This window comes from Micromonospora sp. S-DT3-3-22 (genome assembly GCF_015354745.1).
In the GTDB taxonomy this organism is placed as follows: domain Bacteria; phylum Actinomycetota; class Actinomycetes; order Mycobacteriales; family Micromonosporaceae; genus Micromonospora; species Micromonospora wenchangensis.
In genome coordinates, this window is the sequence record NZ_JACGMO010000047.1 from 19,670 (window position 1) to 42,656 (window position 22,987).

At 67.4% G+C, this 22,987-nt stretch carries 18 protein-coding genes and 1 pseudogene; 10 read left to right on the forward strand and 9 right to left on the reverse strand.

Annotated features, from left to right (window positions below; genetic code table 11):
* Positions 1-98: 98 nt before the first annotated feature.
* The gene (locus tag H1A17_RS34460; protein WP_228543622.1) at positions 99-245 is read right to left on the reverse strand and encodes a hypothetical protein; all 147 of its coding nucleotides are present in this window, start codon (positions 243-245) and stop codon (positions 99-101) included.
* Between the two features lie 705 nt (positions 246-950).
* On the opposite strand from H1A17_RS34460, the gene H1A17_RS15740 reads away from it, so the two are divergent.
* The gene (locus H1A17_RS15740; RefSeq protein WP_194822200.1) at positions 951-1,394 is read left to right on the forward strand and encodes a DUF4279 domain-containing protein; all 444 of its coding nucleotides are present in this window, start codon (positions 951-953) and stop codon (positions 1,392-1,394) included.
* 42 nt (positions 1,395-1,436) lie between these two features.
* On the opposite strand, the gene H1A17_RS35560 is transcribed toward H1A17_RS15740, so the two are convergent.
* Entirely contained in the window at positions 1,437-2,381 is a 945-nt protein-coding gene (locus H1A17_RS35560; protein ID WP_309236780.1) for an Mth938-like domain-containing protein, read from the reverse strand.
* 354 nt (positions 2,382-2,735) lie between these two features.
* Here H1A17_RS35560 and H1A17_RS35090 point away from each other — a divergent pair, with 354 nt between their 5' ends.
* Complete coding sequence (locus H1A17_RS35090; RefSeq protein WP_255542046.1) at positions 2,736-2,870, forward strand: hypothetical protein; 135 nt, start codon at positions 2,736-2,738, stop codon at positions 2,868-2,870.
* 124 nt (positions 2,871-2,994) lie between these two features.
* Here H1A17_RS35090 and H1A17_RS15750 read toward each other — a convergent pair whose 3' ends face one another.
* Both H1A17_RS15750 and H1A17_RS15755 read right to left on the reverse strand, forming a co-directional pair.
* Positions 2,995-3,549 carry a GNAT family N-acetyltransferase gene (locus H1A17_RS15750; RefSeq protein WP_194822202.1) on the reverse strand — a complete coding sequence of 185 codons (555 nt, stop codon included), beginning with the start codon at positions 3,547-3,549 and terminating at the stop codon, positions 2,995-2,997.
* Positions 3,546-4,985, reverse strand: coding sequence for a helix-turn-helix domain-containing protein (locus tag H1A17_RS15755; protein ID WP_194822203.1), 1,440 nt, complete (start codon positions 4,983-4,985; stop codon positions 3,546-3,548). The genes H1A17_RS15750 and H1A17_RS15755 overlap by 4 nt, the downstream gene beginning before the upstream one ends.
* Positions 4,986-5,616: 631 nt before the next feature.
* Here H1A17_RS15755 and H1A17_RS35565 point away from each other — a divergent pair.
* Positions 5,617-10,923 (forward strand): CHAT domain-containing protein, encoded by a 5,307-nt coding sequence (locus H1A17_RS35565; protein ID WP_194822204.1) that lies wholly within the window; start codon positions 5,617-5,619, stop codon positions 10,921-10,923.
* Position 10,924: 1 nt separating this feature from the next.
* Here the strand turns inward: H1A17_RS35565 and H1A17_RS15765 are convergent, their stop codons facing one another.
* Positions 10,925-11,482, reverse strand: coding sequence for a restriction endonuclease (locus H1A17_RS15765; protein WP_194822205.1), 558 nt, complete (start codon positions 11,480-11,482; stop codon positions 10,925-10,927).
* A 133-nt stretch (positions 11,483-11,615) separates the two neighbouring features.
* Here H1A17_RS15765 and H1A17_RS35095 point away from each other — a divergent pair, with 133 nt between their 5' ends.
* Positions 11,616-11,738 carry a hypothetical protein gene (locus tag H1A17_RS35095; protein WP_255542047.1) on the forward strand — a complete coding sequence of 41 codons (123 nt, stop codon included), beginning with the start codon at positions 11,616-11,618 and terminating at the stop codon, positions 11,736-11,738.
* Positions 11,708-12,805, forward strand: a complete 1,098-nt coding sequence (locus H1A17_RS15770) for an integrase core domain-containing protein (protein ID WP_194822206.1) — start codon at positions 11,708-11,710, stop codon at positions 12,803-12,805. Before H1A17_RS35095 ends, H1A17_RS15770 begins: the two co-directional genes overlap by 31 nt.
* Positions 12,806-12,982: 177 nt before the next feature.
* On the opposite strand, the gene H1A17_RS15775 is transcribed toward H1A17_RS15770, so the two are convergent.
* Together H1A17_RS15775 and H1A17_RS15780 are read right to left on the reverse strand one after the other, a co-directional pair.
* Positions 12,983-13,288: a hypothetical protein gene (locus H1A17_RS15775; RefSeq protein WP_194822207.1), complete on the reverse strand. Its 306-nt coding sequence runs from the start codon at positions 13,286-13,288 to the stop codon at positions 12,983-12,985.
* A gap of 178 nt (positions 13,289-13,466) precedes the next feature.
* A complete protein-coding gene (locus H1A17_RS15780; RefSeq protein ID WP_309236781.1) occupies positions 13,467-16,595 on the reverse strand; it encodes an RHS repeat-associated core domain-containing protein in 3,129 nt (1,042 codons plus the stop codon).
* Positions 16,596-16,666: 71 nt separating this feature from the next.
* Between H1A17_RS15780 and H1A17_RS15785 the strand changes: the two genes are divergently transcribed.
* Positions 16,667-17,755 (forward strand): site-specific integrase, encoded by a 1,089-nt coding sequence (locus H1A17_RS15785; RefSeq protein ID WP_228543623.1) that lies wholly within the window; start codon positions 16,667-16,669, stop codon positions 17,753-17,755.
* A gap of 321 nt (positions 17,756-18,076) precedes the next feature.
* Here H1A17_RS15785 and H1A17_RS15790 read toward each other — a convergent pair whose 3' ends face one another.
* Positions 18,077-18,262 (reverse strand): hypothetical protein, encoded by a 186-nt coding sequence (locus H1A17_RS15790; RefSeq protein ID WP_194822208.1) that lies wholly within the window; start codon positions 18,260-18,262, stop codon positions 18,077-18,079.
* Positions 18,263-18,838: 576 nt separating this feature from the next.
* Here H1A17_RS15790 and H1A17_RS15795 point away from each other — a divergent pair.
* From H1A17_RS15795 to H1A17_RS15810, 3 genes and pseudogenes are all read left to right on the forward strand, one after another.
* Positions 18,839-19,363 carry a hypothetical protein gene (locus tag H1A17_RS15795; RefSeq protein ID WP_194822209.1) on the forward strand — a complete coding sequence of 175 codons (525 nt, stop codon included), beginning with the start codon at positions 18,839-18,841 and terminating at the stop codon, positions 19,361-19,363.
* A gap of 287 nt (positions 19,364-19,650) precedes the next feature.
* Positions 19,651-20,662, forward strand: a pseudogene (locus tag H1A17_RS15805) (helix-turn-helix domain-containing protein).
* 132 nt (positions 20,663-20,794) lie between these two features.
* On the forward strand, positions 20,795-21,028 hold the full coding sequence (locus H1A17_RS15810; protein WP_194822210.1) for a hypothetical protein: 234 nt from the start codon (positions 20,795-20,797) through the stop codon (positions 21,026-21,028).
* Positions 21,029-21,057: 29 nt separating this feature from the next.
* On the opposite strand, the gene H1A17_RS15815 is transcribed toward H1A17_RS15810, so the two are convergent.
* Positions 21,058-22,059, reverse strand: coding sequence for a helix-turn-helix domain-containing protein (locus tag H1A17_RS15815; RefSeq protein WP_228543624.1), 1,002 nt, complete (start codon positions 22,057-22,059; stop codon positions 21,058-21,060).
* A 243-nt stretch (positions 22,060-22,302) separates the two neighbouring features.
* Between H1A17_RS15815 and H1A17_RS15820 the strand changes: the two genes are divergently transcribed.
* Positions 22,303-22,932 (forward strand): helix-turn-helix transcriptional regulator, encoded by a 630-nt coding sequence (locus tag H1A17_RS15820; RefSeq protein WP_194822211.1) that lies wholly within the window; start codon positions 22,303-22,305, stop codon positions 22,930-22,932.
* Positions 22,933-22,987 lie beyond the last annotated feature (55 nt).

Below are 22,987 nucleotides of genomic sequence, written 5' to 3' on the forward strand. Positions count from 1 at the left end.
TGGACCTAGACTACATAACACGCCCCGCTACGCGCACGCTGACAGCCTCGACGCGCTCGGGTCGCACCGGCGGTCCATTGCCCTTGGCATGGCCCTCATCAGCGCGCCCTGGCCCAGGACATGAACCGCTCCGTCAGGTCGAGCCTGCGGTCCGGATGGAGCTGGTGAAGCTGACCGCTCGCCTCGGTCATCAACGCCCCGAGGAACAGCAGCAACGCGGTCCGGTCGTTCCGGTACTCCGCCAACAGCGCCAGCCGAGCCGGCTGACAAGGCCACTCGGCACCACAGTTACGACACCGCCAGAGCGGACGCATAGCGACATGAGGAATCGGCGGCCGGACCATCAGCGCAGCTTTAGGGTGGTACGGCCGTCCAACGCCTCGACGGCCTGACCGACAGCAGTTGTCCTGTCGGCCCCGTCGATCCCCTCCAAGCAGATGAACAGCCCACGATGCCGGACGATCTCTTCCCCGGCAGACGCGTGATCCAAGCCCATGACCACCGCTTCCCTTCCTCCAACGGCACCCGTCCCAGGTCTCGACGCGGTCTGGACGCGCCCTTCGCAGCCTCACCTCTACGGGTGCCGCCGCATCCGGAATGCCTCGCGACGCCACTGACGCCATCCCTGGTGGCCGGCCAGCCGCCGAACCCTCAATGCCAGGAACAAGTAGAAGTGGGTCGACGCTCGTCGAACACCCTCGACACGAACCTTCGACACAGCCCGCCGCGTCAGGTGCGACGAGCACGGCCGGTGTTGTCGGCGTACGGCTTCGAGCGCAGGGCCGGCGCACCACCGAGTACACGACAGCTATCGACATCTGCGAGTGCGGCTCCGACTGCGCTTGCCCTGCAAGATCGACTATGGTCAGTCATGTTGGTCGACCCGGCGGCGTCCGGATCTAGCCGAATTGAGTGCACGCCTACGGGTTCGAACGCATAGGTTGGCGTACATGGTGGACGGGCCGTGGAAGGTTCAGCAGTACTGCTACTTCTGGCTTGACAGCGAGGCGGTGACAGCCGACCAGATCACGGAATGTCTCGGGCTTGAACCGGATCGGACCGCCGCCATGGGAAGCCGTCGCACGTCGCCGAGGCCGGTCCCGGCAGCTCATCGGTGGGAAATCCGCTGTGAGACGCACGGACGAATCGACGAGCAGGCGTCCACCGTGCTTGCCCGTATCGCGCCGGCGGCTGATCGGGTGCGGGCCCTCGTAGACGGCGGCGACGTCGACGCAGGTCTGATGATGGTTCGCTGGTTCGACGACCCAGACGGCGGCTACAACGCGATGGGCTGGCGGCTGAGCGGTGAGCAAATCCAACTGCTCGCACGGATGGGCGCAAGCGTCGAATCGGATGAGTACGCAGGAGACTTCACAGCCCATTCGAGCCGATGACCGTCCTCATCAGCCGCCGCAAGCGTGTCTCTATCGTTGCGTTCAGCAGGTCGAGTGGAACAGCCCTGCGACTGCGGTGCCACTGGTGGCGAGGTCGTTGTAGATCTGGACTGCCTCGGTGGTCTCGGCCACGTGGACGGTCACCCCGCGCTCCTCCAACAGTCTGAGGGTACGCGGGTCGACCTGCAGCTGCAGTTGCATGCCACGCGACAGCACGACGGTCGTAGCGCCGTGGGCTAAAAGCCCTAGGACATCGTCGGGCTGAACACCGGGGCTGTGGCGGGTACCCGTTTCGGACCAATCCCACGGACGGCCACCGCCGGGGTGCAGCTTGAAGTCCTTGCCAACTCCAAGGTCCTCGACGTCCATGTGGCCCCACGAGATCGCCAGTACGAGCGGCGAACGAGTTGTTTCGCTGGACACGGCGGCCCCTCGTTGGACGAAGCCGCGTCGGCCGCGGCTAAACGTTCTGTGCAGGCTGCCAGACCTTACGCTCACGCCGCGACCCGCATGCTTCACCGGGATCATCGCGGGTCGAGCCTGCCCGGGCGTACGGAGCCGGACAGGAGGACGACGTTCAGCCGATGATGGCGGCGGGAGTGGGGTTCGCAGCTCGCGCGTGGTCGACGGCTGCGGCGAGCAGTCTGGGGGTTGCTGAAAAGCTGGGACTGCGGTTTCACCTGCCAGTTCGTCGGGAGCTGGGTCGCCGGCCTCTACCCGCAGACCCGGAACTGCGGCGTCGAGTCGGCTGATCAGCCGGTCCGTCGACGGCACCAGGGCTGGAGAACGACACCAAAGGCGCCGCAGGACGGGAAGACTCCGGTGGCGGCCATAGCGACGCCGCGATCTGGGCCCCGGTGACCGGCAGGGTGGGCGAGACCTGGTCGAGCAAGCGCTGCGCCACGGTGGCGTCGATCTCGACGTCTGCACTGATGCGAACATCGGCCGCGGTCGCCAGGTCCACGACGTCGTCGCTGGTGAACGCATCAGCTCCGAGAGTACTCAACCGTCGCGCGAACTCCTGGACATTGATCATTTTTGCAGCCTCATCGTCGGATTGTTAATCATCCACCGTAACCCCCGCTTCGGTCGGCGGATCCTGCGCCCGCCGTCGGGGCTACTGGGGCCGACAGTCGGCGCCGACAACTGCGACCGCTGCGCGGAAGCCCGCAACTCATCGGTGAAGCTAATCGCGCGCTTGCAGGGCCGCCACGCTCTGTGTTACCCCTGCTGTCCCGCGACGCCCGAAGACTCCGCGATCCGGGTGCAGCCTTCCTCGACTGGTAACCCAGCTTGAGTAGCCGAAGGCAGGCCTCTGCCGGTATCTGTACGCCGACAGGCGTGTTCCTTCCACGCCGGGTGGCGGCCGGCGCGCATCAGGTGGACGGCGTGCTCCAGACAGCGGTCGACGACGTGCAGCCACATCCGACGGTGATGCAGATGGCGGTGGTGATCAAGTCCATGATCACAGTCTGACCGTGGAAGCGACGAGGGAGAAGGCGCTGTTGAACCTGACCGCCTCGCTGGATGCCGATTGTCCCGCGAGTCGGGCATGCGACTACAGAATGGACTGTTCGTCAGAACGTGGAGCAGTGAAGCGTCAGAGTGCTTCGGACTTGAGGGGGCGTACGAGTGCGTTGAGTTGGGGGGCATCGGTGGTTGGTTGTACGTCGCCGAGTTGCTGCCAGCCCCATCGGTGGTAGATCTGTCGGGCTGGGGCGGTGGGTTCGGCTAGCAGGATGGCGTAGCGTTCCGGCCGCTGGTCCAGGAGGTTGTCGAGTAGGGTGCGGCCGAGGCCCTGGCCGCGCCAGTCGGGGTGGACGACGAGTTCGATGACGGCGAACTTGGTCCCAGCGACTACCTCGGCGGGGGGTCGCGGTGTGCTGGTGCCACCCCACCATTTGTCCTCGCCGAACGGCAGACCGAAGGCGAAGCCCACCAAGGCATGGCCCGTGTGGGCGGTGACGAGGGTGAATCCTGGCGTCTGCTTCTGGCGATCGGTGCGTTGTTGGAACCGGTCCCGGGTGAACAGGGGGCCGCCGTTGTAGGGCGGTTCGGCGTACACCGTCTCGTAGAGGTCGCTCATCTCGTCGATGAACCGGTCGAGGTCAGCGCCCTCCCAGCGGTGCAGCCGGATGCCGTCGTGTCCGGTCACCGGGGCACCGGTCCGCAGGCGGTGATCAGCTCGCGGAGGTCCGTGACGGCCGGGCGGCGCTGTTCGCTGTGGGGTACCGCGTCCAGCGCCGCGCGTGCGAGGTGGACAACGAGGGTCGTTCGCCGGGATTCGGGTAGGACAGTGATGGCCTGTCGAGCGTGGTTGGCGCCGTCGTCGAGGTGGCCGTCTCGGATCAGGCACATCGCGGAATGCAGGTGCACCTGCGCACGGGCGGCCGGCGCCCAATCGGGTATCGACGACAGCGCCTGTTCCTGCGCCCGCTGCGCGTCCAGGGAGCGACCGAGGTGGCTGTGGACGTAGCTGGCGGTGTGCCACAGCCGCCGCTGCGGCCAGTGATAGATGTTCCCGGTGTCGACGGTGACGCTGTCAGGCAGATTGTCGAACACGTCGGTGAGCAGATCGATATAGCCCTGGGCACCCGCTACGTCACCGGCCAAAGCGCTCGCCTGCGCACAAGCGCCGAGCGCTTCGGCCGTGCCCGGATAAGCACGCCCACCGCTGATCGCCACCGCCTCACCGGCCCGATCCATCGCCGCCCGCGTCGAGCGGTGCTGGTACAGGGCATGGACGGCGTCCTGGCTACGCACCCACACCCGCACAGCCGGGTCACCAGAGGCGTCGGCGGCCGCCCGACTGGTACGCCACCACCTACGCGCGGCCTGGAACTGACCCGTCTTGACCAGAGACATCGCCATGATCCCCGCCAGTCGCGCGCCGGCCCGCGACAGGTCCGCGCGGCGGCTACCCCGGCATGCTTCGATCGTCTGCTGGAGATCCGCCACGTCAGCGGCCAGATGGAGCATCAGCGACACCGGCGTCATGCTGTAGTAGCCGCGCCCGTACTCCTCGGCGACCTCTTCCCATTCCGCGACGTCGACATCAGCCGGCTCCTGCCCCAGCACCGGAGACGCCAGCCCGGCGCGGATCGAATCCAGAGCCGGCCCCGCCACCCCTGCGGACAGAGCGATCAACGCGTGCTGCAGCACGACCCGACGTCGCATGTCGCCCTCCACCCGCGCGCCGCCCGTCGGCCCGCGAAGCTCCGCCAGCAGCGCCTCTCCATGATCCCGAAACCCCCGGGGTGAAGCCGTCTCGGCGAGAGTCGCAGGATCGAGTACCCCTGCCCACCGGGCCTGGCGGGCCGCCTCGGCCTTGTCCCGCCGGAACTGGACCTCAAGGGACCGGTAGTCGTCATAACCGGCGATCAACTCACCACCGGCCGCGAGCAGCGACTCACACTGCGCCCAGAAAACCCGGTCGACCACCTGACGACCGCACTCCACGTTCGCCACCGTGCTCCGCGTGCTGTGCACCCGCCGCGCCACATCATCCTGAGTCAGACCACGCGCCCGCCGCCACCGCGCCAACGCACCACCCAGCGACCGCTTCACATCCCTGAGCTGCTGCGGATCCACGAGGAAAACCCCTCCAGCGACATCGAAGCATCGGCCACCACCGCCATAACCAACGGCAAACCGACACTAACTCACCGCAATAGCACCGGACACCCCAGCCAAACCGACAGCACACCGCGAAACCCCGCTATCCAGGAAGCCCGCAACCCACCAGCCACACAAGCGGACCGACTCGATCAACCATGATCAAGACGCCTCCGGACCGGAGGGAACACCGCCGGATCGGGCCGGACGTGAGGGATGCTCGTCGCACGAGCACCCACCGAGCACCCAACCGACCACAAGGGACAGAAAAGCAAAGGGGCCTGACCGCCATTTCGGCAGGTCAGGCCCCTCATGATCTTGTGCGCCCGAAGGGACTCGAACCCCTAACCTTCTGATCCGTAGGCGAGGAACGGATCAAACCGCCATCAGCCATCAGGATCACCCGGCAACCGTCAGCGACGAGAGCATCAAAGATGTCCGCTCCCAGCTCCGGTTCCCGCGAAGGCAACCCCAGCTTCAGGTCGATAACGTATGGATGAATGGCGATCGGCTCTGGTTTTGGCACCCTGCAGGAATCTACAGTTTCGACAATGAGGCGCCGACACTCGGTAAGGTGCCGCGGAAGCGGTGGTGAACGGAGGTCCGGGTGCGGGAACAGTTGGTCGAGGCGATCCTGGCGCGGTTCGAGGAGGCGCACCGGACGGGTGATTACGCCGCAGTCCTGACCGAGGACGCGCTGGAGGAGGCGAACCTGCTCCAGCTGCGGGTGTCCGGACCTGCATCGACGCCCGACCTGCCTGTCGACGTAGTCGCGCTGACGGTGATCGGGCGGCTCCACTTGCTCCGGTTCCGCGCGCGGCAGGGAGCGGAGGACCTGGAGGACGCCCTGCTGTTCTTGGGCGAGGTGTACCGGGTCGCACCCGACTCGTTGCCGGACCAGGTGCGCCAGTTGTTCGACCACACGCCGGAGATCACCGAGTCGGACGACTCTGTGTTCGGGTACAGCGACGACCCGGACGCTTACACCAAGCAGGGCGGTGCGCTGTACGAGTGGTACGAGGAGCACGGCGATGTGGAGGCGCTGGAGGCGGCCGTCCGGGTCTACCGCGCGGCGGTCGGTGTCGCCGACCGGGCGAGGAACGCCCGGTGCCTGAGGAGTCTACACACGGCCCTTGTCGAGCTTGCCCGCGCGACCGGCGACCTGGAGGCGGCGCGCGAGGCGGCTGACGTGGCGCGGACCCTCGCCGAGTCGGGCACCGACGTGGCATCTCCTACCGAGGGCGGGGCGACCCGCCTCGCGAACCTCAGCGACACGCTCCGGGTCGAGTTCACGCGCACCGAGGACGAGGCGGTGATCAACGATTCGATCGCGACCGCGCGAGCCGCCGTCAACGCCGCCGAGAACGACGAGGAGCGCGGGCTCGCGTTGACGAACCTGGCCGCGTCTCTGGAAGCCCGGTACGAGTACCTGAACGACGGCGAGGCGTTGCGCGAGTCGGTCGACGTCGGCCGGGCCGCGATCGCAGCCGACCCCGATCTGCTCCCGGCTGTCGCCAACCAGGCCGTCTTCCTCAGGGAACTGTTCCTGCGCACCAAGGAGGCCGCGCTGCTGGACGAGTCGCTGGCCGCGCACGCGCGGGTCCTGCGCGCGACGCCGGACACCCACGCTTCCCTGGGCTCCCGGCTCATGAACGCCGCGAACACCCTGCGCGTGCTCTACCGGTGGACCGAAGACCCCTCCCTTGTGCAGGACGCCGTCGAGGTAATGGCGGACGAGGCCGTCAAGGAGGCCGGGCTCGGCGAGGTCGCGCTGCTCGCCGACGCGCTCGTGGACCTGGCCGACCGGACCGGGGACGAGGACATCCTTCGCGAGGGGATCGCGACCTGCCGGATGGTCCTGGCCGAATTGGCCGATGACGAGCCGTTGCGCGGCGACCTCCTGTATTCGCTGTCTGTTGCGCTGCATGAGCTGACGTGGCATAACAAGGACCCGCACGTGCTGCGTGAGGTCCTCGACACTGCCCGGGAGGCGGTCGGTTTCGACGCCGAGGACGACGTCGGCCTGGCCCGGCGCATGACGCACCTGGGATTCGTGCTGCGCCGCGCGTTCGAGGTGACCCGCGAGCATGCCCTGCTGGCCGAAGCCCGAACCGCCTTGATCCGGGCGATGGCGCTGACCACACCGGACATCGTCGAGCAGGTCCTCGGCGATCGCGAGGAAGCGGTCGCCGCGGTGGTCGAGGACGACCGCGTGATGGAGCTGTGGATCCTGGAGCGGACCATGATCTGGGCCGCGCCAAGGGTGCGCGGCATACACCGCGCCGAACTCGTGCGACTCGCGGGCGGCATCGGTGAGGGCGCGCACGCTGTGGCGCTCGAACTCGCGCGGGAGTTCGTGACGGCCCGCGACAGTCTGATGGGGTCCGGGTTCTCCGCGACCGAGCGATCAAACCTGATCACCGCCCTGCGCGAGCGTCTGACCGCGTTCGGTGGTACCCGCGATGCCGACGAGGTGCTCGTCCCCGAAGCGCTCGACGAGCTGGTCGACCTGCTGTGCGCGGTGCCGGACCCGCTCGACGACGTGGAGGTCACGCAGACGGCCGGGTTGCTGCTGTTGTCGAGGGTCGAGGCGCATGGCACGCCCGAGGGCGCCACGGAGCTGATGATGGTCGCGCTCGACCTGCTCGCGCCGCTGTACCGGATGGGCGGTCGGGCGCACGTCCCGACGTTGATCGCCGAGCAGTTCGACAAGTACCCGCCCGCCGCACCGGACAGCGCCGCGACGCTCGGCAAGCTCGGCCGCGTCCAGTACCGCGACGCCGACACCGATCCGGGCGCCCTGGACCGGGCTGTCCGCCTGCTCCGCCGGGCGATCGACCACGCCGAAGACGGGCACTCCGAACTCCCGCACCTGCGCACGAACCTCGGTACCGCACTGATGACGAAGTTCGACCGCGACGGCGACCAGGACGACCTAGACGAGGCGGTCGAGGAGTGCCAGGCCGCGGTCGAGGACGCCCCGCCGGACGCTCCGATCCAGGCGACGTGCCTGTCCAACCTGGGAATCACCCTGCTGACCCGGGCTGAGCGGCTGGGCAGTCGGCAGGACCTGGAGAACGCCGTCGCGGCCTGCCAGGCGGCGGTCGACGGGTGGCCAGACCATCCCGACATCGAGGCGTTGAAAACCAACCTCGACACCACGCGACGCACCCTGGCGAACTTCCTCGATCACGAGGCCGGGTTGAGCGCCCGGATCGACGCGGCGTCCGATCCGGGTGAACTGTCCGACTTGCTGTGGAACCGGTTCATCCGCACCGGTGACCTGGCGGACCTCGACCGGGCCGTGCGAGTGCGGCAGGACGCGCTCGACGCGGGTGAGTCACCGGCCGAGCACCTGGAGGGCCTGTGCGACCTCCTCCGGGACCGGTTCGTCCGTTCCGGACGGTCTGAGGACCTGAGCGCGTCCATCGCAGCAGGGCGGGCCGCGATCGAGGCGACGCCACCCGGCGACCCGGAACTCGCCGGGCGCAGGTCCACGCTGGCGATCGCCCTATCCCAGCGGTACCAGAACGGTGGCGCGCCCGAGGACTTGGACGAGTCCATCCGGTACACCCGCGACGCGATGGCGTCGGACACCGAGCTCTCGCCCACCGACCTGTCGAACCTCTGCATGTCCCTCCGCCTGCTGTTCGAGCGTACCGACCGCATCGAGCACGTCGACGAGGCGGTCGAGGCCGGGCGGGCCGCCGTTGGGGCCGCGCTCAAGGGCACCCCGCTCCTTGGCGTCTACCTGGGCAACCTCGGCGGCGCGCTGTTGGCCCGGTTCCGCCGCACGAGCGGTCAGGTCGACCTGGACGAGGCGATCGACGCGCTGCGCCGGTCCGTGTCGGCCATGTCCGCCGTGAGCTACGAACGCGGGATGGTGCTGGCCAACCTCTCGTCCGCGCTCCACACCCGGTTCGACTGCCGGCAGGACCGCGCCGACCTGGACGAGGCGATCGACACCGGTCGGCAGGCCGTCAAGGCGACCTCGCCGGACCACACCAGTCGCGCGCTGCGTCTGTCGAACCTCGGGGCGATCCTCCTAACCCGGTTCAGCGTCGGCGATGCCCCCGCCGATCTCGACGAAGCGCTGGAGGTGTGCCGGGCTGCCGTGAAGTCGCTGGCTCCCGGCGATCCGCGACGCGCGCCCGCGTTGCTGAACCTCACGCAGGCGTTGCTGGACCTGCACGACCGGACCGGACGACAGGAAACCCTCGACGAGGCGGTCGACGGCGCCCGCAAGTCCTTGGCAGAACTCCCCGTCGACCACTCCGACCGGCCGCTCCACCTGCTCTCCCTCGGCCGGGTGTTGCGCCGACGCAATGCCGTGACCGGTACGGACCTGGAGGCCGTGCTCGCGGCGGTCCGGGAGGCGGCGTCGACCGATGTGGGTGTACCACGCGTCCGCGCCGCGGCGGCCGCAGAGTGGGCCGGGTTGGCGGCGTCCGACGGGCGGTGGGCGGAGGCCGCCGAGGCGTACGGGACGGCGGTCGACCTGGTGGGGCGGGCCGTGTCCCGATCCCTTACCTGGCGCGACCGCGAGGCGTTGATCGACGGTATGGCGGGGCTCGGTGCGGACGCCGCCGCGTGCTGTGTGCGCGCGGGGTTGCCGACGCGGGCGGTTGAGCTGTTCGAGCAAGGGCGCGGGCTGCTGCTCGGGCACGCGCTGGACAGCCGGACGGACCTCACCGCGCTCGCCGAGCGCCAACCCGCGTTCGCGACGATGTTCACCGAGCTGTGCGCGGTGTTCGAGGACCCCGACACGGACGTCGCGACGCGGCGCGGGGTGGCCGCGCGGTACGATCGGCTGCTCGCGAATATCCGGACGCTGCCCGGTTTCGACACGTTTCTGCGCCCGCCGACCGTGCGCGACCTCGCGCCTGCCGAGGGGCACGCTGTGGTCGTCGTGGTGTCCGACTTCGGGTCGTACGCGCTGATCCTGTCCGCTGCAGCCGAGGTGACGCCCGTTCCGCTGCCCGCGCTCACGCCCCGGGCAGTCATGGAGGAGGTGCTGGACTTTCTCCAAGCGGTCGAGGACACTCGGTCCGGGACGGCCCGGACCAGGGCCGCCGGGCGCGACCGGGTGATACGCACGCTGGAGTGGATCTGGGACGCGGTAGCCGGCCCGGTGCTCGACCACCTGGATACCGCCGAACGGTTGTGGTGGTGCCCGTCCGGCATGCTCTCGCTGCTGCCGCTGCACGCAGCGGGTTACCACGGCACGGGGTCACTCACCGTGGTGGACCGGGTGGTGTGCTCGACCACGCCGACCCTCCGGGCGCTGGTGCACTCACGGCGTGGCGCCGACCCCGCCAGGCCACCCGCCGACCGCGCACTAGTCGTGGCGATGTCGCGCACGCCAGGCCACGACGTGCCGCTGCCCGGCGCAGAGCGGGAGGCGGCGGTGGTGCGCACACACCTGCCCGGCGCGGTTGACGTGGTCAGCGGGACCGCCGCGACCCGCGACACTGTCCTCGCGGCCCTGCCAAAGGCGCAGATTGCGCACTTCGCCTGCCACGGCAACAGCGATCTGACCAACCCTTCGGAGAGCCTGTTTCTGCTGGCCGACCACCACAACCACCCACTCACCGCGCTGGACCTTGCACACCTGCGCCTGGACGCCGATCTGGCGTTCCTGTCCGCGTGCTCGACAGCCCGCCCCGGCGGGCGGCTGGCGGACGAGGTGCTCCACCTGGCATCGGCGTTCCATCTGGCGGGGTACCGGCACGTGATCGGCACCCTGTGGCCGATCGGCGACCAGCCCGCCGTGGACTTCGCGGAACTGGTCTACCCGGCGATCGCAGCGGGCGGAGACATCGCGACAGCCGTGCACACCGCTACCCGCACCCTACGCGACCGCCACCCCGACGACCCGCTGGTGTGGGCGTCCCACGTCCACGTCGGCCCGTGAGTCAGACCCTGGAGCGCCCCAACAGGAACTCCGCGACACACTCCGGGTGGTCCTCATCATCGGCGGCCAACACCATCCCCCGAGTACCCACTCCACCGTGGTAGCAGGCCACGAGGGCGGGCCGGGCGGCCTTGCCCGTGTCCCGAGTGGTGAAGACGAACCGCCCCTCGGTAACGGTGACGAGCGCGATCCCGTGAGTCCTGGCGAATTCGACGGCCCCCGCCTGGAACGCCGAGGTTGCCACCAACACCCCCTTGTGCGCACCCACGCTCAGCACCTTCTGCCGCAACACCTGCACCAACTCCCGCTTGATCGGGTTCCGGTGCAACTTCGCCTCGACCACCACCACGAACTCCATCCCGGCGAACCGGTACCGCGCGGTCGCGTCAAACTCGTAGATCCCGTCCACCCCGGCGACCTTCTCATGCGTACTCACCACCAGCCCGTCCACCTGGGACATTGCGGCCCCCAACAATTCCCCGGCGACGAACTCCTCGAACTCACCCGGCGTGATCCCCGGATACGGATACCGCCCCACCACCCGCTCGTCCTGTACCACCCCGCCACTTTACCGCGCGTGGTTACGACCTGGCCGCAGCCCGCCGCACCCGGAAAAAGATCAAGAACAAGGCTCGGAAGAACCGACCCTGTGGGTGCCGACAATCTCATCCGTCCTGGTCACAGCCATCTTCATGACCGAGGTGGAAGCCGCCGGTAGAGACGTGGAACCTCTCGGCTGGATCGCGATGGTCCGTCTGCGTCGAGCACTGCGCGACGATGAGGTGTGCTGTTTCGACTGGCGTACCTCGGCGTGACCAATGCGCTCGCCCTACTACGGCTGCTGCCGATGAGTGACCGCGACAAGGACACCGAAATCCTCGCACTGCGGCACCAGATCGTGGTCCTGCAACGACAATTGCACGGTGATCGGGTCCGGTTCACCTCAGCCGACCGGGCGTGGCTGGCAGCCCTCCTACACCCGCTACCGCGCGGCGTACTGAACCACCTACGGCTACTGGTAAGGCCGGACACGGTCCTGCGCTGGCACCGGGACCTCATCGCTCGCCGGCACGCCCGACATTCCCGGCCCCACCAGGCCGGGCGGCCACGAACCGTCCGGTCGGTCCGCCGGCTGGTCCTGCGCCTGGCCCGGGAGAACAGCACCTGGGGATACCGCAGGATCCACGGCGAACTGCTCGTGCTGGGCGTCAAGGTCGCCGCGTCCACCGTCTGGGAGATCCTCCACCAGGCGGGTGTCGATCCGGCAGCCGAGCGCACCACCAGTACGTGGGCCACGTTCCTGCGCGCCCAGGCACAGGCCGTCGTCGCCGCCGACTTCTTCGAAACGACCACGCTGACCGGCGCCCGCCTCTACGTCCTCGCGGTCATCGACCATGCCACCCGCCGGATCCGGATCCTCGGTGCGACCGCGCACCCGACCGCGGCGTGGGTGGCCCAGATCGCCCGCAACCTGGTCATGGACCTCGAAGACGCGGGCTGCCCGGTGAAGTACCTGATCCGCGACAGGGACGGCAAGTACCCGGCCGCGTTCGACACGATTCTCGCCGACGCCGGCATCACCGTGGTACGCACCAGCGTCCGGATACCCCGGATGAACGCGATCATGGAACGCTGGGTACGGACCTGCCGCCACGAACTTCTCGACCGAACACTAATCCTCAACCAGCGGCACCTACGGCATGCGCTGGCTGAGTACGAGATCTTCTACAACGAGCACCGCCCGCATCAGGGCATCGCCAACGTCCGGCCACTCACACCGCTACCCGAACCGATCACCGACCCGCACAGACTCGACCGCCTGAACATCCGTCGTCGTGACCGCCTCGGCGGCATCCTGCACGAGTACGAACATGCAGCCTGACCTGCCCGGATGACATTTTCGGCAGGCACACAGCCACCGTACTGGACTCCCCAACCGACGTCAGCTCACCACGCTGACCTCAGCAGACACCTTATCTGAACGGCATTGGGCGTGAAGCCGTCCTCCGAGTGGAAGGATGTTCCCAGGATCGCCTTTAGCCCCTGGACAGATGTGCATTTACTGAAAATAAGCGCTCGTGGCCAGAAAACTCGTTAATGATTCAGCATCCGCGACTCTCCTCACCTCATGGATGAGGGCATCTCCACCCGGGCCATCGATGAGTAGTTTGAATGGATCGCTTCTCCCAGCGATGAAGCGGGAGAGTTGCTCGCCGAACCGTTCACAGTCGGCCCAATTGTGCACTGAAACAACAGATCCGGAGCCGCCATTTGAAGCGGCGAGGCCAGCACCAGCCAGCCATTCCCGAAAGGAGCCGTTGATCTCGGCGTCGTCACCAATGAACTGGACCATCAGATCAACCATCGTCGCACCCGTTCCATGAGCGGCTCACGATCATCTCGGAGGACTGCACGGCCACCCCGAGTGATCAACGTCGGCGCGGACAGCTTAGCATCGGGGCCCTTCGACACCACAAACTGAGCGACGGCCCGGGCTCCCCGGCGGCGGGGCGCTAGTCGGCGCCCCGCCGCCGGGGAGCCCGCTACTTCGGTCTTGTCATTCGGGCAATCATTCTTCGGTACCTGGGACCAGACGCCTCAGGCGTCGCCACCCAGACCCGATTCTGCCAACGATAGGTGACGGTCACATTTTGAGCCTCCGCAGTCTGACGCATTGCTCCCTTGCAATGGGAGCATGGCGCGTATACCCCCTTGATAACAATGAACCCGCCCTCCTGAACGTGGGGCGCAACCATCGCTCGACGTTCGGTGTGAGTGGCGAGCGTGTTCTGTGGGAAGCCCAGTGCCCGCTCGGCCGAGGTCATGTTTCCGCTTCTCAGCGTCCTTTCGAAGATGAGTTTGCCGCTCGCGTCGAAGTAGTACACCTTTGCCGTGTGCGGCGGCCGTTTCTGCTTCTTGCCGAATGCGCCGTAGCCGACTCCGGCTACTGCCTCGAGCAGGTAGGTCTGGCTCAGGTCCTGGTTCTCGCACCAATCCGGATGATCCTTGCAGATCTCGCCCTTGACCTGGTTTTCCACAAGTTCTGAGCCACCGACTCCCGGTGCACACCCGTCAACCCCGGCACCGCCGATCAGCCGGTCTGACCAGCCACCGCCGCCCTTGCACCACCGATCCATCTGCTCGGTGACAGCCGCTTGGAGTTCCGTCGCGGTCGGGGCAACCACGATCGTGCCACCGAGGATGATCCCCGCGTTGGGTAGGCCAGGCTGGCAACTCTTCCATGCGGTCGGATTCTTGCTGCACAGACTCATTGGAGGCGGGCCACCCCCGCCGCGCTTGCCCTTGCCGCCCCTCCCGCCTATCTTCTCCTTCGTGCCGTCCGGCATGGTGATGATCTCGCCGCCGTCGCTGGTCGGGTGCGTGTTCATCGAGCAGTCGTCGTTGCCGCACTCCAGGTCCCCTGTCGGGTCCGAGTACGCGACCGGGTTGCTATGGGCGTAGGTGTAGCCGTGCATCTGTTGGGGGTTGGTGAGGTCCATGACCTCGTCGGAAGAGATGAAGCGGCCGATGGCGTTGTCGTACTCCCGGGCACCGAGGTGCGTTAGCCCAGTGCTGTCGTCGGTTCCTCCGACGAAGCCGCGCGTGTTCGGCCAACTCGCGGGGGTTCCGCGCACGGCACCGAACGGGTTCCGGCGACGAATGGTGTGTGCCTGGCTCGTTGCATCGACGGAAACCAGCGCCGTGCCCTGGTGGTCCACCGCCAACCAGGTCAGGCCTGCGGCGGTACGGGAGGCGACCGTGCTCCCATTGTGGTCGTAATACCGCGTGCAGGTCCTCGACTGCGTGCTGTTGTTGTATCGAATCTCCTGGCCAGGCAGGTAGAGAGTCTTACCCTGGGGGTCCCGACTGATCAACCGATTGCCGTCGGCGTCATACACGTAACTGGTCGATCCGGTCGCGTCGGTCGAACTGGCTAGAAGCGCCTCATTGTCCCAAGTCAACGTCTGGGTTCCGGCACCTGCGGTGGGGCGGGTGAGCGTGTTGCCCATATCGTCGTAGGTATAGACGCCGGCCCGTGCCCCCGTGGTGGCGGACAGCGTGTGCGGCTTGGCGCTGCCGGATGTCGGATAGACGTAGTCGGTCACGGCGTCGCCGCTCGCGCCGTGCACGGTCTCCTGCTTGCGGTTACCAACCTGGTAATAGGTCCACGAGGTCCAGTAGGAGGCCGGACCTCCCAGTGCCGCTACGCTCCGCCCAGCCGCGCAGTTGCCGGACGACGGAGTCCAAGCCTCCTCCAGCCGGCCCAGGTGGTCGTAGTCGAAGCACTGCGTGTCGTCGACCGGATCCGGCGCCACGTCCTGGATCCTCGTGATGTTCCCGGCCTTGTTGTAGGTATATCGGACGTCGCTTAGGACGTGCGGTGCCACCTGATCGCGGTCCGTCCGAATGCCGAGCAGGCGTCCCGTCTCCAACTCGCGTGTGAATGCTTGAAAGACCCGACCGCCTGCTCCGGTATAGAGCTCGAGTTGCTCGATCTGGCCCAGGGCGTTGTAGTCGGTATCGGCCACATAGGACAATGGCGTCGAGCCGTAGAGAGAGTTGACCGTCTTTACTCCACCGTAGCCGTCATAACCATAGGTCAGCTTCTCAACCGGCAGATCACCATTGGTCGACGGGAAGCTGGTCGAGTCGAGACTGCCGTCGATATTCCAGGTCTTCTCGAAGTTGTAGGTGCCCGCAAGTCCGGTCTCGGAAGCTGGAATGACGATCTGAGTACCGGTCAACTCATAGTTGTCCGTGTAGCCGAGGGCCTTGACCTGGTAGGTGGCTGAGCCCACCGTCCGGGTGGATTGAGTGATCTCACCCTTGACAAGGGTGTCGTAGATCCATTGCGCTCGTAGCGTTCCACCTACCTGGTTATCGTACACCGCGCGCTTACGATCGAGCGGATCGTAAAGGTACGCGAGCTTCTTGTTTCTGGAATCCGTCGAGGTAACGACTCGGTCGTTGTTGTCGTACGTGAAGGTAGTCTTACCCCGATCGGGATCTTGGCTCTCCGTCTGCCGGCCCAGCGCGTCGTAATGGTAGGTCCAGACGTTATTCGCTGGGTCGGTGACCTTGGCGAGGTTTCCCCGGCGGTCGATGGTGAAGCGCGTGCTGTCCCAACTCCCCGGCGTGCCGGGGGTAGGGTTGGCTCCGTGGTATTGGCGCAGTTCCACCGTCTGGTCGCGGGCATCGGTGACGGTTGAGCTGGCCGCCGGGCTTCCCTCAGGCGCCGTGAGGTCAGTGCGATCGCCAGCGTAGTAGGTGGTGGTCCGCCACCGCTCCGCGTTGTACGGCTGGAAGACCGTGGCAGTCGTCCGGCCTGCACCGTCGTAGACGGTGCGGCTCTGATTCGGTACGAGGGCCCGGTCGATGGCTGTGCTCAGCGCGCCACCGGCGGTGCCGCTTGCGTGATAAGTGCCGTAGCTGACGGACTCACGCCCCGCCGTGTCGTAAAAGGAGTCAGTGAGCAACCGTCCGCCCGACGGGGACGCCACCTGCGTCTGACGCTCGCGAAGCAGCCCGTCGAAAAGGGCATAGCTCTCGACGTAGTTGCCGGTGACGTTCAGGCGGGCAGTAGTGACCAGGCTCGGCTGGTCAGTGCGCAACTGGTAGGTGTACTTGAGGTTAGGCGTCTCCGTGGCCTTATCCCGGTCGGGGAGCCACACTGCTGCGGACGGTCTTCGCGCAGATCGCCGCCACGACCAACAGCAAGGGCAGACCACAATCGGCCTCGGCGATGCAGCACCTGCGGACCACCCTGCGCGCTGCGCTCAACCTCGCCGTCCGCGAAGGGCTGATCGACTGCAACCCGGCCCGGCACATCGAGGTCAGCGGCTACCAGCAGCCCCACCCGAAGGTATGGACCGACGCCCGCGTCGAACAGTGGGAACGCACCGGTGACCGGCCGCCGGTGGCGGTCTGGACCGCCGAGCAACTCGCCGAGTTCCTCGGCGGCGTGACCGACGACTCGCTGTTCGCGTTCTGGTGGCTCACCGCCCTGCGCGGCCTGCGCCGCGGCGAGATGTGCGGACTGCGTTGGACCGACGTCGACCTCGACCAAGGCGTCCTCACCATCGAGCGCAACCGCACCACCGCCGGTTACACCATCGTCGAAGGCGACCCCAAGACCCCCGCCGGCCGCCGTGCCGTCGCCCTCGACAAACGCACCGTCCATGTCCTGCGCGCACACCGTCGCCGCCAGCTCGACCAGAAGACCGCAGCCGCCGAGAACGGCAAGGCGTGGACCGACACCGGGTATGTGTTCACCCGCGCCGACGGCCTGCCGATCAACCCGAACTACGCCACCACCCGATTCCGCAAACTCGTCCAACGCGCCGGACTGCCCCCGGTACGGCTGCACGACCTGCGCCACGGCGCCGCGTCCCTCGCCCACCAGGCCGGCGCCGACCTGAAGACCCTGCAAGATCTGCTCGGCCACTCCAGCATCGTGATCACCGCCGACACCTACACCAGCGTCCTGCCCGAGGTGCAGCGACACTGCGCCGACGCCACCGCCTACCTCGTCCTGGCCGCGGCCCGCCGCACCCGGAAGAAGATCAAAAACAAGGCCCGAAAGAACCGGCCCATCTCGCGGCCGAACGCAGGTGCTCCAACCCCGATCACCCCGGGCCCAGCATCAAATACGCAGGTCAGGACCGCCAGAGGCGAGAAGAACTCGCTAGTGGGGGTGGCACCCACATCGCACCCACGTGACACCCACCATCCACGCAGGCCAGACAGCAAGAAGAGCCTGACCCGCGTTTCCGCAGGTCAGACCCCTCATAATCTTGTGCGCCCGAAGGGACTCGAACCCCTAACCTTCTGATCCGTAGGCTCGAATCGTGCACTCCTACGAATAGGACTCTATACGAAACTGGTCCGACCGCAACCCTCCCAGTCCACCCGAGCTCGGTTGCGTCCTCGCAGATCCAAGCCCTGCAGGCGCATGTCATTCTCGACTGTCAATGGATTGGTGGGCATCGCGCTTCCCGTCGAATCCGCGTGCGTCGCGGTACGTCCGCGTCAGTTCCCCGACGTCCGAGCACCCACGGAGCACCCATGCATGCGCCCGACCGGCCCGATCAGGATCGGGTGCGAGGGCCGCGCTTCGCCGAGCCAGGGAGTCGCTAGTGAAGAACCGCAGCGTTCAACCAGGCGTGGTGGCCGGGGTGGCGTTCGAGTTGGTGCCGCCGGTGCGGTCGTTCCCGGCGTACCGGGGGCAGCGCAACAACACGGGTCTGTGGTGGTCGACCATTCCGTACGACAGGGTCTGCGGCTGCTGTGGGTGCAGGGTGTTGAAGGACATCTTGTTGTCGTAGAACCGCTGGAGCACTCCAGCGCCTTCTGGTCCTCCGGTGTGATCTTCGCGAACCCTATCGGGGCACCGGACGGTGAACGACACCTTCAACCGAACGCAAGTTCAAGCACATGCCTGGTTGAACGCCGGTATCTCCGCACTTCACCTCACACGGCTGACACCAAACTCGTAAAAATTCTAAGACAGACGCAGTGTTCGAGTTCGTTCGAGTTCGTTCGGCCTCGTTCGAACGCATTCCCAACTCAACTGACCACCGGCATCATAGGGGCACGGCATTGATCCACGATTCTGGAAGGAGGAAAGCATGAAGTTTCTAAGCCAAATGGCAGACAAGGCGCTCGCCTTGCTCGTACCAAGCATCACGGCATCCCAGACTGTGGCCGCACCGACCCCGCCGGGTCAGTCTGTACGCCTCGGCCTGCGGTCGCCCGCGCGTCGGGCTTTTGCCGGGCTGATCCGCGCGGAGTGTTCGGGACAGTCCCGAACAGGCTGAACCCTTCACGGCGGAATTGCCATAGTGAACGATGGATGGGTGCCGGTCACTCCGGTTCATCCGCTGCGGTAACCACCTCAAACAAATCGGGAGACGCTGTGCTAAAACGCAATGCCATGCGGTTGGCCGCTGTTGCTGGAGCCGCCTTACTGGCCTTTGGAATTGCCCCGTCCCAGGCTTCAGCTGACACCTCTGTCGACAAACCGGTTGCGGCGGCAGAAGGGCCTATCGTGGTAGTGGAACCCGACTTTGCGGAATCCTCTGGACCTCCCGGGCAAGATTCGACCTGCACGTATGCGAGCTTCGCCGCAGGCTGCTTCAGGCCATACGGCGATATCTTTTATGTGCAGGACTCCCGAGCCAATGCGGCCAGCCCCTACCTGCACTGGCAGAACCAGCTTCGCGGCCCCAACGGATCCTGGACGCTCTACCGCGCCGGTAAGTGCTGGAACATGCTGGACGCCCCGAACTGGGGGATCTGCAACAAGGATTTTTACGAGCACTCAACGGTGCGGTCGGATGGCGGCCAGGGAAGTCAGCTCAGATGGCAATTGTGCACTCCGGCCGTGGTGGGTAGCGATTCTTGCAGCGCCTGGACGGGCTGGATCAGCAACATCCTGTGACGGACCGCGCCGGGGATTGCGCTCCTATTGCCTAAAGCAGAGCCGGGGGTATCCCACATCGGCGCGCTTGGCAACACCCCTCCGCTAGCCTGCCACGCCCGTGGTGCCGGTGCCGGCACTACGGGCGTGGCGGCTGCCCCCGGCCCGCATCGGGCTGGTAGCTACGCGCATCGCGCGGATCAGGCAGGCAATCGCCACGAGCGGGGCGCACCGCCGCAGTCAGCCGTCGCAGGCTGTGTCCCAGGACTCGTGGTGGGAGGTGATGGCCGGTGGGCAGACGGCCGGAGGTGTTCGTGCGGCAGGTGTCGATGACCGAGGGTCAGCGGTTGCAGAAGATCACAAGGACGGCGAAGGACCCGGTGAAGCTGCGGCGGGCGATCGTGGTGCTGATGTCCGCTCAGGGACAGCCGGCCCCGGACATCGCGCACCTACTCAAGCCCGTGAGGACTACGTCCGCGACGTGATCCACGCGTTCAATGAGCGGGGGTGCGACGCGTTGGCCCCAAAATGGAGCGGGGGCGCGCCGAGACGGATCGATGAGCAGGCCCGCGACTGGATCTGCGTCATCGCCCGGTGCGACCCCCGCTTCCTCGGCCAGCCGTTCTCCTGCTGGTCGCTTACCAAGCTGCGCGACTACCTCATCGCCGCGGCCTTGCGTGGCCACGAACTGGGCTACGTCCTCGCGGTCGCCTGCTCGCACCGAGTCCCGACCGGACTGGGCATCCAACGGGCGGACCAGATCGCCGCCGACCTGCCGACACGGGCGTGGCAGCAAATCTTCGCCGGCCAAGGGGCGAAAGGACACCGCTACTACGACAGGGCGTTCGTCACCCTGCCCCTGGCCGCCGACCAGCACGACGGTCACCACTGGCTGCTGATCCGCCGCAACCGCACTACCGGTGAGCTGGCGTTCTACCGCTGCTGGTCACCCCAACCCGTTCCCCTGCACCAACTGATCGCCATCGCCGGCCGACGGTGGAGCATCGAGGGATCCTTCCAGGCCACCAAAACCGGCCTCGGCCTGGACCAGCACCAACACCGCCGCTGGCGGGCCTGGCACCGCTGGACCACCCTCGTCATCGCCCACACGCATTCCTCGCCGCCGCAGCGGCAAGCACCACCAACCCGAACGGCTTGATCCCGATCACCGTCAACGAAACCCGACGGCTGTTCCACGCCCTGGTCATCGAACCCGCCCGACGCATCGGCGACGTCATCGCCTGGTCCATCTTCCGACGCCAACATCAAGCCCAAGCCAAGATCAGCCACTACGCCCGACAAGCCCTCACCGAACCCTGAAACGGATCTCCTGCTGGAGTACTGGTCGCCGGCCTCCTGCGCCGTTCGACCGACGCATCGGGCGCCGGTGGGGCGTACTCCCACAAGCGGTTTCATTTCCTGCCCGGCGTCCGCGAACTGCTGCTGGCGTCCATGCCCACCCAGCGGTTGACGACGATCGTCCGACTGGCCGTCGACGCGGCCATCCGAATCGGCAGCACGGACCGGGGCGACCGGGCAGGCATGGTCGCCGACGTCCTGATCAGCCTCGATCCTGAGTACCCGGCGCTCGTGACGGGCGTCCTCGATCGGCTGCCCGACCTCTACCAGGACGTCGCCGAGGCCCTGCACGAGCGCACCAACGCCCTGTCGCGAGGCACCCGTTGATCGTACCCGCATTCTGGCCTGTCCCGTCGTCACCCTCCCGGCAGTGAATCGACCAGGAATACCTGGTCCGTGCCACCGGTGCACGGCTCCGCCGCTGCCTCGGCTGGCACCTCCGTGTCGGGATCCCGGATGCCCAGGCACAGGTCGCTGTCGGCCGGTCGGATACGGTACGCGGCCGGCACCGAGCCGGTCGGCTCGAAACGGAACAGTTGCGGCCAGAAGTCGGTGCGGCAGTGCGGCCAGGGCTCAACCAGATACCGGCCGGGATCCTCCCGGCGGACGGTGAGACAACCGGGCCCGTGCACCGGGTGATCCCATTTGATGAAGTACAGGCCGTCCGTCACCGGCTGCAGGTATGTGTCCGGTGGGGTCGCCTCGGCGCAGGGACGCTGGACCGCCACCTCGCTGGGGTATCGGCCGGTGCGGTCGCGTCCCTCGGTGATGCAGAGCTGCGGGGCGCGGGCGGGCCGGATCTGACTTCGCCCGCCGCTCGGCAGGGCCGAGGAACTTCCGCCCGGCGAGGTGGCCGCGCCGACCCCCTCTGCCGGCGCCCGCTGCTCGTTCTCGGGCCACCAGAACCAGGCGACGCCGAGCGCGGCCAGCAGGATGCTCACGACCAGCAGCGTCGGCGTAGCTCCCGCGAACCGGCCCCGACGCGCCGCGGCGGATGGTCGCGCCGGCGGGTCGACCTCGTCGGAAGCGACCCCGGTCGACGGCGGAGGCGTGGCCGACGTCGCTTCGAGCGCGGCGTACGCACCGGACGCGAGCCGGTCCCGTGCCCGCAACCATGCCTCCAGCTGATCCTCCGCCCCGCAGGCGCGAACGAACGCGGCCAACACCTCCGGTCGCGGAAGGGTGGACCGGCGCAGGACGTCGGCAGCGGTGCTGCGGGCCAGCACGTCGCCGGCCGTGGCCGCACGCTGCTCCAGTTGTCGGTACGTAAGACCGGACCGGTCCTTGAGCCGGCGCAGCAGGTCGACGAACCCGGCTGGGTCGGCCGCCTCGTCCGGTCGTATCTCCCCCATGTTCATCGCCCGATATTCTCCTTAGTCCCCAAGCGGCGAGGCAAGACGCCGCCAAGCGACTGTCCGACGTGGTCGGACAAGACCCGGACAAGCCGCCTTGAGCTGCGCGGACACCGCACCGCACCGCGCAGGGCATTGTCCTGGGCAGCCCGGTTCCCTAGCGTCTTCATCGACGGCCGCCGCTGGCTGGCGCAGGGCCTGGACCGGTACCGGTCCGGGCCCGACCACATCAAGACACGGGGAGAGGCAATGCTTGACGCTGCCCAGAATTCGGTGCCGCAGGCCGCCACGGCGGTCGAGTACGTCGGGTTACTCCGAGACCTGCGGCGGCGATCCGGCCTGACCTATCGGGAAATCTCCCGGCGCGCCTCGGCTGCCGGGCACTGGCTGCCGCCGAGCACCCTCGCCACGATGCTGGGGCGGACCACCCTGCCCCGCGAACGGACCGTGGTGGCGCTGCTGGCCGCCTGCGGTACGCCGGCAGCGGCCATCGATCAGTGGGTCGGGCTGCGCCGTGACATCGACGTACGCCTCGGCCAGCAGACGCGATGGGACAGCGAACCGATGCTCCCAGAGCCGGCGGCCCCCGACCCGGCGCTGTTCGGCGTGAGGCTCCCGGCCGTCAACCAGGTACCGCCGCGGCGGCCGGCGACCACGACGTACCGCGCGACCCGCCCAGACGGTCGGCAGTTGCGGCTGGCGGCGACCACGCTGGCGGCCGCCCTCGCCGTCGGCGCGTACGGGGTGCTGCGGGCACGCCGACGGCCCGGACGTTCCTCCGACCGGGGTGGGTGCTCAACGAGTGGTCCGGCCGACCTGGAGCATCGCCTGGTCCCGTATCAGCGCCTTCGGCTGCTGGCGTTGCCTACACCGCCCTGAGACACGCTGCTCCCCGCCCGGTCGCATGGACCAGGCGGGAAGCCCTCCTCACACC